The sequence below is a fragment of the Dyadobacter sp. HNCC25DJ184 genome (assembly GCF_056895215.1).
In genome coordinates this window covers 64797-76755 of the sequence record NZ_JBXHAQ010000001.1, presented here as the reverse complement: position 1 = coordinate 76755, position 11959 = coordinate 64797, and the positions used below count along the sequence as shown (strand labels likewise).

At 43.4% G+C, this 11959-nt stretch carries 11 protein-coding genes; 9 read left to right on the top strand and 2 right to left on the bottom strand.

The window, feature by feature from the left end; all coding sequences use genetic code 11:
- Positions 1–22: 22 nt before the first annotated feature.
- Positions 23–1654 (bottom strand): amidohydrolase, encoded by a 1632-nt coding sequence (locus tag AC1XUD_RS00320; protein WP_483358936.1) that lies wholly within the window; start codon positions 1652–1654, stop codon positions 23–25.
- Positions 1655–1948: 294 nt separating this feature from the next.
- Between AC1XUD_RS00320 and AC1XUD_RS00315 the strand changes: the two genes are divergently transcribed.
- The 9 genes from AC1XUD_RS00315 (at position 1949) to cobA (ending at position 11473) form a co-directional block, all read left to right on the top strand.
- Positions 1949–3118 (top strand): sulfite exporter TauE/SafE family protein, encoded by a 1170-nt coding sequence (locus AC1XUD_RS00315; protein ID WP_483358935.1) that lies wholly within the window; start codon positions 1949–1951, stop codon positions 3116–3118.
- Between the two features lie 145 nt (positions 3119–3263).
- Positions 3264–4451, top strand: a complete 1188-nt coding sequence (locus tag AC1XUD_RS00310) for a trans-sulfuration enzyme family protein (RefSeq protein ID WP_483358934.1) — start codon at positions 3264–3266, stop codon at positions 4449–4451.
- 23 nt (positions 4452–4474) lie between these two features.
- Positions 4475–4819 (top strand): hypothetical protein, encoded by a 345-nt coding sequence (locus AC1XUD_RS00305; RefSeq protein WP_483358933.1) that lies wholly within the window; start codon positions 4475–4477, stop codon positions 4817–4819.
- A gap of 328 nt (positions 4820–5147) precedes the next feature.
- Positions 5148–5258 carry a hypothetical protein gene (locus AC1XUD_RS00300; protein WP_483359465.1) on the top strand — a complete coding sequence of 37 codons (111 nt, stop codon included), beginning with the start codon at positions 5148–5150 and terminating at the stop codon, positions 5256–5258.
- 62 nt (positions 5259–5320) lie between these two features.
- On the top strand, positions 5321–6022 hold the full coding sequence (locus AC1XUD_RS00295; RefSeq protein WP_483358932.1) for a phosphoadenylyl-sulfate reductase: 702 nt from the start codon (positions 5321–5323) through the stop codon (positions 6020–6022).
- Positions 6023–6097: 75 nt separating this feature from the next.
- Positions 6098–6997, top strand: a complete 900-nt coding sequence (gene cysD / locus AC1XUD_RS00290) for a sulfate adenylyltransferase subunit CysD (RefSeq protein ID WP_483358931.1) — start codon at positions 6098–6100, stop codon at positions 6995–6997.
- A gap of 78 nt (positions 6998–7075) precedes the next feature.
- Entirely contained in the window at positions 7076–8320 is a 1245-nt protein-coding gene (locus AC1XUD_RS00285; RefSeq protein ID WP_483358930.1) for a sulfate adenylyltransferase subunit 1, read from the top strand.
- A 75-nt stretch (positions 8321–8395) separates the two neighbouring features.
- Entirely contained in the window at positions 8396–10612 is a 2217-nt protein-coding gene (locus AC1XUD_RS00280) for a HEPN domain-containing protein (protein ID WP_483358929.1), read from the top strand.
- A gap of 87 nt (positions 10613–10699) precedes the next feature.
- On the top strand, positions 10700–11473 hold the full coding sequence (cobA, locus tag AC1XUD_RS00275) for a uroporphyrinogen-III C-methyltransferase (RefSeq protein WP_483358928.1): 774 nt from the start codon (positions 10700–10702) through the stop codon (positions 11471–11473).
- A gap of 139 nt (positions 11474–11612) precedes the next feature.
- Here the strand turns inward: cobA and AC1XUD_RS00270 are convergent, their stop codons facing one another.
- Positions 11613–11954, bottom strand: coding sequence for a hypothetical protein (locus AC1XUD_RS00270; protein ID WP_483358927.1), 342 nt, complete (start codon positions 11952–11954; stop codon positions 11613–11615).
- Between the last annotated feature and the right edge of the window lie 5 nt (positions 11955–11959).

Below are 11959 nucleotides of genomic sequence, written 5' to 3'. Positions count from 1 at the left end.
AATGGGACACTTTTCCGAATCCCTAAAACACCTTCTCCCCATTCACCCAGGTCCCCAGTACTTTGGTATTTAACAACTTTCCTTTATCCTCTATTAATAAATCAATATCGAGCAAGATGAAGTCTGCCGTTTTGCCTGGCTCCAGACTTCCTTTTTCATTTTCTTCAAATGCAGATTTTGCAGCCCAAATCGTCATCCCCCGAAGGGCTTCCTCACGTGTGAGTGCTTCGTCCATCTGAAAACCATTGGCAGGATATCCCTTTGCATCCTGCCTGGCAACTGCAGCAAAAAAAGTTTTAAACGGACTGATATATTCGACCGGAAAATCGGTTCCAAGTGGCATCCAGCCATTCGTTTTTAGCAAACTCTGATAGGCATATGCACCTTTCATGCGGTCGTGTCCTAAACGGGTTTCGGCCCAATACATATCACTGGTAGCGTGTGTTGGTTGGACTGAAGGAATGATATTGAAATCTTTAAAATAATGAAAATCAGCTTCGTTGACAACCTGCGCGTGTTCAATCCGCCACCTTCTGTCGTTGGCTCCTTTTAAAACTGAGGCATATGTTTTCAATATCTGACGGTTGCCGCTGTCGCCGATTGCGTGGGTACACATTTGCAAAGCAGAAGCATATAACGCCTTTGCAAGACTGTCAAAATGAGCGGGTTTACTCAGTAGAAATCCTTTCCAACCTGGCTGATCGGAATAGTCTTTCAACAAACTAGCTCCCCGACTTCCCAAAGCTCCATCTGCATATACCTTAAAACCACCCACATGAAGGCGATCTTTTTTGTAAGGGCCTTTGGATATCCATTTTTTGTAATATGCCGGATTGTCGCTCAGTAATGCAAAAATTTTCATTTTCAATTTGCCGCTATGATGTGCCTCTTCTATCAAATCGATAGTGTGCTCATTTACGCCGCAATCGTGCACTCCGGTTAAACCCAATTCAAAACACATTGCCTGAGCCTTTTCATAATATTCTTTTGCCAGTTGATCTGATATCGGCGGTATTTTCGCTTCCACAATATCCATGGCGTTGTCCACTAATATCCCTGTCAGTTTTCCGTTTGTCTTTTCAATTGTGCCTCCGTTAATTTGGGTATTTAAAGTGATTCCGGCAAGCTTGAGTGCCACTGAGTTAGCCAATGCCGCGTGTCCGTCAATTCTTTTCAGGAAAACCGGCCTGTCTGGAAAAAGCTTGTTCAATTCAGTGTTGTCTGGAAATTGCTTGACAGCCCAATCGTTCTGATCCCAGCCCCGGCCATATATCCACTCCATCGGTGCATGGGTGCTGTACTCCTTTATTTTCGTAGTGATCTGATCAAAAGATCCTGTTCCGGTCAAGTCGCATTTCCACATATCGGTTGCAAAACCTGTGAAATGGCAATGCGCATCGATAAAGCCGGGATACACGAATTTCCCTTTTGCATCCATTACCTCCTTCGCCGAATATCCTGACTGAATTTCCTCATTCGTTCCCACCGCGAGTATTTTCCCGTCCTTAATAGCCATCGCTTCTGCAGTATCAAAACCCTCATCAACTGTATAGATTTTTGCATGATGGACGATCAACTCAGCATTCTTCTTTCGCGAACAGCCTGTCGCAAAAAAGGCAAAAGCAACTATCAGGCAGATAGAGGTCGATTTCATAATAATTGGGTGAAAGCCGGATGAAAGAAATAAATGAAAAATTACGGAAGGGAAGCCAGCATTCAAAATATTGAATTTTAACTTTAGTACAAATAAGTGTGACGTATCCGAGTATTTCCTGACAAATCCTGACCCTGTAAAGTAGAAAAATAGTCCATTCTTACGACCCCATTTCCCACATTCTTCTTTTGATTAATAACAAAATAGCCCTAACTTTGCGGCGCTAAATAGCAAACCATTCGTTTGCTATTTTTAGTGGGCAATTACTCTATAATAATACTATACTTTATAGACTTGAAGGAAGAAGCGGACTCATTACCTACACCTAATAGTGAACTGAAAGGCTGGGAAACAATCCCTGTTACCATTATTGCCAGTGGAGATCCTGAGGAGGACAGACGCCTGGCTGCATTGGCAAGAGAGAACGGGAATAAAGTATTCCTGCGTGACCTACCAGGAGAGTCTGATGAAATATTTGCTTCCCTTGCAGAAAAACCTGCCGAAAATCACCCACATCCGACAAAACCACACAAGGCAGAACTAACCTGGGAGACCATTCAGCAAAAGATATGGGCTGCCACTTTGAGAAAACGATCCCGCACTGAGGTAGCCGTAAACTTTTTTGCCGCAATTGCGCTCATGATCGTTGGACACCTGATTTTTACTTATTTTACCTATGACAGGCTGACGGTTTTGTGGGACGAACTGGAGTTAAATCAAGCCTTTTTCTATTACGTTTTAGGCGGATTTGTGGCTCAAATGATTGACGGCGCGCTGGGAATGGCTTATGGCGTAACTGCATCTACCTTTTTGCTGACATTGGGTGTGCCACCTTCGGCAGTTAGTGCCAGCGTTCACTCATCCGAGATTTTTACAAGTGGTGCGTCGGGGTATATGCACTTGAAATTCGGCAATGTAAATAGTAAGCTTTTCGCCAAGATATTGTTTCCGGGAGTGTTGGGAGCCATTCTGGGAGCATACCTGCTTTCGTCATTAGAACAATATATCTATATTATTAAACCTCTGGTTGCAGTTTATACCCTGATCCTGGGAATTCTTATCATTCAGAAAGCGTTAAAGAAGCGAATTGAAAAGAAGCCAATCAGGAAAATCGGATGGCTTGCCTTAGCTGGCGGGACACTGGATTCGATCGGTGGCGGAGGCTGGGGACCTATCGTAACCTCAACGCTAATCGCACGTGGACGGCATCCAAAATATACGATCGGCTCGGTTAACCTGGCCGAATTTTTCGTTTCACTGGCCAGCTCGATAACCTTTATCACTATCATTGGTTTCTCACACTGGCAGGTAGTTTTAGGATTGATCTTGGGCGGAATGGTTGCGGCTCCGATTGCAGCGAGCCTGTCGCGAAAGCTGCCTATCAAAACCATGATGATTATGGTAGGAACGATCGTCATTATTGTCAGCCTAAGAATTATTTATATGGTTCTGAGCAGCTTATAGCTGTTAGGGGTTAGCTCTTAGCAATTAGTGCTAATGGTTATCAAAACAGAGAACAAAGGGCGGTTTGAATTAAAAATAGAAAATAAGTACAACAGCTAAACGCCAATGCCTAACAGCTAAAAGCTAATAGCTAACAGCTTCAAAAATGAAAAAGCAGACCAAGGCAGTAAGAACGCAAACAAAAAAGACAGGGTATCGGGAACATTCGACACCACTTTTCCTGACGAGTAGCTTCACTTTCGAATCAGCCGAGCAAGGCAAAGCGATATTTGACGAAACTGAACAAGGAAATCTTTATTCACGTTTTTCCAATCCTACCGTTCAGGAGTTTATAGACAAAGTCTGTATGCTTGAAAACTGTGAGGATGGCGTGGCTACGGCTACCGGAATGGCTGCGGTTTTTGCGAGTATGGCTGCTTTGTTAAAAAGTGGAGATCATATATTGGCCTGTCGCGCACTTTTCGGATCTGCGCATCAGGTTATTTCTCAGATATTGAGCAAATGGAATATTACCCATACCTATCTGGATGCTTCTGCATCAGCAGAGGAGTGGGAAGCGGCGGTTCAACCTAATACCAAAATGGTGTACCTTGAAACCCCGTCGAACCCGGGTCTGGATTTGGTTGATCTTGAAATGATCGGAAAGTTGTGCAAAAAACACAAGTTGATATTCAACGTTGATAACTGTTTTGCAACGCCAATTCTACAAAACCCTGCCGATTATGGTGCTGACCTGGTTGTTCATTCAGCTACCAAATTCATGGATGGTCAGGGACGTGTACTTGGTGGAGTCGTGGTTGGCAAAACGGAATATATCAAAGAATTACGCTTTTTCTGTCGCCAGACAGGCCCGTCTCTATCACCGTTTAACGCGTGGATATTGACAAAAAGCCTGGAGACATTGGAGTTGAGAATGGAAAAACATTGCTCCAACGCACTTCAATTGGCTACAGCCCTTGCTAAACATCCTGACGTGAAGCAGGTGAAATATCCATTTCTGGAATCACATCCGCAATATGACTTGGCTAAAAAGCAAATGACAGCTGGTGGAGCGATCGTGACAATTGAATTGGAAGGTGGCTTCGAGCGCGTTGCGGCATTCATGAAGGAATTGACAATTGTTACGCTTTCTTCGAATTTGGGGGACACACGTACGATTGTAACAAACCCGTTCACTACAACCCATGCCAAGCTAAAAGTTGAAGAGAAAGAGGCATTGGGCATCACAGAAGGCTTGATCAGGATCTCAGTAGGAATTGAGCATATCGATGACCTGATCGAGGATTTCACAAATGCGGTGGAGGTTTCTGCAAAAATTGATATATTAGGATAAAAGGTAATTTAAAGAAAATCGCCATGAAAACACTGACCATAAATCTTCCGGAAGATTTTGAAAAGGAAAAGGTTTTGCTTTCAATAGCCGGACAACTTTACCAGCAAGGGGCACTCTCTGCAAGGCAAGCGACCGACTTGGCAGGTGTTTCTATGAATGAACTGATATATAATACTCTGGACAACAGCGATCCGTTAAAGGCCCTCATAACACCACGTAAAAAACACGAGTCTGTTGAAGAGTGGGTCGCTGAGCTTAAAGAGAAACAAGGGAATAAAGGACTGGACAAAAAGAAGCTGGAAGAATTGAGAGATTCATTGGATATACAAGAACCTCTTGAAGTTTTGTTAGCGCAACTAACAAAATGAGGTATGTGCTTGATACGAATATTGTTCTGGCATTTTTGAGGAAACATCCCGTTTGGAGTGGTGTTGAATTGAAATTAAAAATATAGGAGCCGGGATTTCTGATATTTATTCCTCCGATGGTAATCGGCGAACTTTATTCGATTGCTTTTCAAAATAACTAGGGAGCTAAAAAGAAGGAAGAGTTGATCGAGTTTATGAATGAATTTCAAAGGCAGATATAATATCCGACGAGATCATTGCCCTTTACGCAGAAATCGATGCTTTTAGCCAGGGTAGATTAGAGGATAAACCTTTAAAAGCATCAGCAAGAAATATGGGCTAAAATGACCTGTGGATTGCAGCTTTTGCAAGCGCCCTGAATGCAACTTTGGTTACAACGGATAAAGATTTCCAACATTTGGACAACCAGTATTTGAAAGTTGTGTGTTTTGAAATATGACTAATTAAAATAAAAATACTGATTACTAAATTTAGAAAGATAAAGTGATCAGTTTAACAACCATGAACATAAACATACCTTCTATAAGCGCTGCAATAGCAGGCAAAACCCCGACAGAATCGCTGGCCATATTGGCGGAGCTTTTTCCGGGAGAGGTTGTATTCTCAACGAGTTTGGGATATGAAGATCAGGTGATCACAGATTTCATTTTAAAAAACAATCTGGATATTACCATTTTTACGCTGGATACAGGGCGACTTTTTGCAGAGACCTATATGACTTTGCAAAAAACCAATAATCGTTACGATACAAAGGTTAAAGTTTACTATCCGCAAACGGAGGCCGTTGAAAATCTCGTAAGTACCAAAGGACCACTCAGCTTCTACGAATCTGTTGAAAACCGTAAGGAGTGCTGCTTTATCAGAAAGGTGGAACCATTGAACCGGGCGTTGAAGGGTGCAAAAATATGGGTGACGGGAATCAGGGCAGAGCAGTCAGGAAACCGTCAGTCTATGGACAACCTTGAAGCCGACGAAGCGCATCAGCTGGTAAAATTCCACCCATTACTTGACTGGAGTTTTGAAGAAGTTAAGTCATATGTGAAGCAAAATGGTTTACCATATAATCCACTTCACGACAAGGGTTTTGTGAGTATTGGATGTGCTCCATGTACCCGTGCGATCATGGAAGGCGAAGATTTCCGCGCCGGACGCTGGTGGTGGGAAGATGAATCCAAAAAGGAGTGTGGCCTGCACGCCAGGTAGTTGTGTATAAAACTGACCTCTTGCCGACAAGCGGTTGAAGGGTCAATTCAGTATTGTAAAAAATAATTTGAGAATATGAATTTTGATTATCTGGATCAGTTAGAGGCGGAGGCAATTTACATCATGCGCGAAGTTGCCGGGCAGTTTGAGCGCCCTGCTTTACTTTTTTCGGGAGGTAAGGACTCAATTACTTTGGTACGTTTGGCCCAGAAAGCTTTTGCTCCTGGGAAGATCCCATTTCCTTTGGTACACGTAGACACGGGCCACAACTTTGTTGAAGCCATCAATTATCGTGATGCGCTGGCTGAACAAACGGGTTCAAAACTGATCGTTCGGTATGTGGAAGATACCATCAAAGCGAAAGGATTGAAAGAACCTACGGGTAAGAACGCAAGTCGCAACTGGCTGCAAACCTTTACTTTACTGGATACCATCGAGGAGTTTGAATTTGACGCCTGTATCGGTGGTGCTCGTCGTGATGAAGAAAAAGCGAGAGCAAAAGAACGCATTTTCTCTTTCCGTGATGAGTTCGGTCAGTGGGATCCGAAACGTCAGCGTCCTGAGCTTTGGAACCTGTTTAATGGGCGTATTCATAAAGGAGAAAACGTTCGCGTTTTCCCGATTTCTAACTGGACTGAGCTCGACGTTTGGGCATATCTGAAAAGAGAGCAGATCGATCTTCCATCTATATATTTTGCCCATGAAAGAGAGCTTATCCTTCGCGACGGGCGTTTGTTGAACAATACACCGGTAATTGAAAAAGATGCGAATGACGAAATCGTAACCCGTACCGTTCGTTTCCGGACTGTTGGTGATATGACTTGTACGGCTGCCGTTGAATCACACGCTGCTACGCTTGACGAGGTGATCGCGGAAATTACAGTTTCCCGCATCAGCGAGCGTGGTGAAACACGTATCGACGACCAGCAGACTGAAGCTGCAATGGAGGATCGCAAAAAAGGCGGATATTTTTAATAAAAAGGCGAAAGGAAGAAGGGGTAATGAAAACCATTCACTCATTCAAAATTCGATCATTCAAAATTAAATTTAAAGGTGGATTTATTAAGATTTATAACAGCAGGTTCGGTAGATGACGGTAAAAGTACGCTCATCGGACGTCTGCTTTTCGATACAAAAAATATACTTGCAGACCAGATGGAGGCTATTGAAAAAGCCAGCAAAACCAGGAATGCAGGGGAAATTGACTTGGCTTTGTTAACTGACGGACTTCGTTCGGAACGTGAACAGGGAATTACGATTGACGTAGCTTACAAATACTTCCAGACGCCCAATCGAAAGTTTATCAGTATAGATGCACCTGGGCATATCCAATATACCCGTAATATGGTGACTGGCGCAAGTAATGCTGACCTGGCAATCATTTTGGTGGATGCACGTCACGGTGTGGTCGAACAGACTCGCCGTCACTCACTGATCGCTTCCATGTTGGGTATTCCGCATGTTGTTGTGGCTATTAATAAAATGGATCTGGTTGGAAATTCAGAAGATGCATTTTCGGAAATTGCCCGTTCATATAAAGAACTGGCTCAAAAATTGTCTATTAAAGATCTGACGATCATCCCGGTAAGTGCCCTGAACGGCGACAATATTGTGGACAGGTCTGCTAATATGCCTTGGTACACCGGAGAAACGTTGCTGCAGGTACTCGAAACGGTAAATGTCTTGAAAGATCAGAACACAGAAGACGGTCGTTTCTTTGTTCAGTACGTAATCCGCCCCCAAACTGAGGAGCTTCACGATTACCGTGGATATGCCGGTCGAGTTCAAAGCGGTACCTTTAAAGTGGGTGATGCGATCAAGGTGTTGCCATCTGAACAGGAATCAAAAATAGCAAAAATCGAGTATGGCGGAAACGAAATAGAGTCTGCGTCTGTTTTACAGTCTGTAACGATTTTGCTTGAAGATGATATAGACATCAGTCGCGGTGATACAATCGTAACCGTTGACAACTCACCAATCGTTAGCCAGGATGTGGAGGCGTTGATTTGCTGGATGGACGACAAAAAACAATTGAAACCGGGCAGTAAGTTTGTTCTTCAACATGGAACGGCAAGATCACGCTGTTCAGTAAGAAGCATTGAATACCAGATAGATATAAATTCTTACGAGAAAATAGACGAAGTTGAAGGCCTGAAACTGAATGATGTAGCTCGAATAGTGCTAAGAACAGCTCAGCCGATCGCTTACGATTCATATCAGACTAACAGGGCCACAGGCGCTGCCATTCTGATAGATGAAACGTCAAACATTACCGTAGGAGCTTGTATGATTGAATAAAATCGACTGAATGTCAGCCGATTTATTTCAGCTCTATTTAATATACTAATCCGATAGACAATAAGAATTCACACCATGAGCGACATATTAATTTCTGACAAAGTTTCAATCGCCGCCAAACGCGATATTCTGGATTTAAATAATAAAATCGGATCGTTTGCCAATGGAGAAACCCCTGAGGAAGCTTTTCGTAAATTCAGATTAACCCGCGGAGTATACGGCCAGCGCCAGCCGGGTGTGCAAATGATTCGTATCAAATTACCCTACGGCCGTATCACTGCTGATCAGTTGGTGAGGATTGCGGATACGTCAGACAAGTTTGCTACCGGAAACCTGCATGCTACAACGCGCCAGGATATACAACTTCATTTCGTTAAACTTTCCGATTCGCCCCAATTATGGGCAGATCTGGAAGACGCAGGCATTACTTTGAAAGAAGCTTGCGGTAACACGGTAAGAAATGTAACGGGCTCGGCGATTGCTGGTATTGATCCAGACGAACCGTTTGACGTTTCTCCGACTGCTCATGCCATATTCGCATACTTCCTCCGTAATCCGATATGTCAGGATATGGGTCGTAAATTCAAAATTGCTGTTTCTTCGTCGGAAAAAGATTCTGCATTAGGCTTTATCCACGACGTGGGTCTGATCGCTAAAATGGGAACCAACGAAAAAGGAGAGCAGGTTAGAGGATTTAAAGTTTTAATCGGCGGAGGTTTGGGAGCGCAACCTTTTTCTGCGCAAACTGCTTTCGAATTCCTGGAAGAAAACGAAGCGATACCTTTTATCGAATCACTTTTGCGTGTTTTTGACAGATACGGAGAAAGAGTTCGTCGTCATAAAGCTCGTATGAAATTTCTTCTGAACGACCTTGGTCTGGATGAAATGATGGCAAGAGCGAAGGAAGAACGTAAAGCTTTGAAAAACAAAACTTACGAAATTCCGGAAGACCTTCTTCCTAACCTGACCTTCGCTCCGGAATATGCTGAAAGAGCGTCAATTACAGAAGAACAAGTACTTGCTCTGGCTTCTGATATTGAAGATAAAGACACTTTCACCAAATGGTTCAGAACCAACGTTTTTGAACAAAAACAAAAAGGGTGGTATGGTGTAAACCTGCGCGTTCTTTTGGGAGATATGAGTTCTGACACTGCACGTGCACTGGCCGATATCGTGCGCACTTATGCGGCCGACGATATACGTGTGACAGTTAACCAGGGATATTTGCTTCGCTTTGTTAAAGGAGAAGATCTTCCAGCATTGTACATCAAATTGAAAGAATTGGGTCTTGCCAATCCAGGTTTCGACAGTACGGCTGATATCACCACTTGCCCTGGAACGGATACCTGTAACCTCGCCATATCCAGCAGCTACGGTATTACCCGTGTGTTGGAAGATGTAATGCAGAAAGAATATCCGGAAATGATTTATAATCAGGATATTAAAATAAAAATAAGCGGGTGTATGAATGGCTGCGGCCAGCATAATGCATCTAATATAGGTTTCCACGGAAGCTCTATCAAAAACGGCAAACTGGTTCTTCCGGCATTGCAGGTTTTGTTGGGTGGCGGTTTTTCAGGTGATGGCGTTGGTTTAATCGGTGATAAAGTAATCAAAGTTCCAACCAAACGCGGACCTGAAGTGTTGCGCTATCTGTTTAATGATTTTGAGACAAATGCTTTCGACGGTGAATATTATAATCAATACTATGCACGTCAGACCAAAAACTATTTTTACCAATTGCTGAAACCGCTTGCTGACCTGACAACAGTTCAGGACAGCGACTACCGCGACTGGGATCATGACGAGCTTTTCAAAACCGAAGTTGGAGTGGGAGAATGCGCCAGCGTGTTAGTTGATTTAGTTGGAACAACAATCATTGAAGCAACCGAAAAACTCAATCTGGCGAAAGAAAACTTGGAATCGGGAGTTTGGGCTGATGCGATATATCATGCATATAACGTGTTGATCACAGGAGCGAAAGGTTTGTTGATGACCAAAGAAGTGAACACCAATACCCAATATGGTATCGTAAACGACTTTGATCAGCATTTCGGAAAAGATTTCCAATATGATATTCCAGCTGAATTCAGTGCTTTCGAATCTGCCGAAACGCCGTTTAAGGCATTGGCTTTCAGTATCAATAAATTCGAACCGACTCAGGAATTTGCGGCATACTATATCAGTACAGCCGAATCGTTCCTTGCTTTTGTTCAAAACTCCCGTGAAGCCCAGTTAATGGAAACAGGTGCTCCTGTTTTACAAGAGCTTTCATTCGGAAAAGATAGTTAAAATGGCTATCAGCTTTCGGCTATCGGCTTTCAGCTCTCAATTGAGCATAAGTTCGATAGCCAACAGCTGATCGCCGAAAGCCTCAATATGAAACTCACGCTCATTGGCGCCGGTCCCGGCGATCCTGACCTCATTACTTTAAAAGGCATTAAAGCTTTACAAAAAGCGAAGGTCGTGCTATATGATTCCCTCGTGCACCCACATTTGCTCGATTACTGTCCTCAGGATTGTGTAAAGATTTTGGTTGGAAAGCGCTTCGGCAAAACCAGTTGCAGTCAGTCTGAAATCAATGAGCTTATCCTGGAATATGCTACTCAATATGGAGAAGTGGTGCGATTGAAAGGTGGCGATTCGTTTATATTCGGGCGAGGTTACGAGGAATTGGTATTCGCTGCAGGGCATGCAATCGAGACTGAAGTAATTCCAGGTATATCGAGTAGCTATGCGGCACCAGCAGCGGCAGGTATACCACTAACGAGCCGCGGAATAAGTGAAGGTTTTTGGGTGATTACCGGTACCACCAAAAACCACGAATTGTCAGAGGATATTAAACTGGCCGCGCAGTCCACGGCAACGGTTGTTATTTTGATGGGCCTTCACAAGCTCGATGAAATAGCCGAGATATATGCCCGGGTCAACAAAATCGATACACCGGTTAGCATCATCCAAAACGGTACGCTTGAGAATCAGTCGGTAGTTACGGGAAAGATGAGTAATATCTCCGCCCTAGCGAAAGTAAGCGGTATTGCATCGCCCGCCATCATCGTGATCGGCCAGTTAGCTGCCCTACCCGATCTTTCCGCCTCAGAAATTGAAAAGTTGATTCAAAGAGACAATTTGCAGAATAAGGATTTAGATTGAACTATGTCTATTAAACCTTGCCCCGAAAAGCTTAACCCCAAAAAACAGGCATTTTAGAAAATAGAGATCCTCTGGATTTTCGGTAACAATTGCGGCACAACCGGCAATTTTACCAGGCGAAGTCGAAAATTACCCGATTTTAAAAAAGGTGTAATAATGATTTCAAGTCGGGGAGCGCACCCATATGCTGGAATTCAATGAAATAGACAACCAGAGCGAGAATAAGATAGCTGATAAAAAGCCATTTCTTCTTATATTCATATGCCTCTCGGTTATGGAAATAATCATATACCATAGCTGCCGAAAACCCCGCAATCATCAGTACGAACGAAAATACACCGCAATCTGTACGATACTGCTTGTATGCGTGAAGTGCAGGAGCACCTAAAACCAGGTACATCAGCCACATACCAAAACCCATACGGTAAAGGTACATACTCAGGCGACGATCGTTCTTTATGTCAAATAAGTGTTCTAACACAGAAG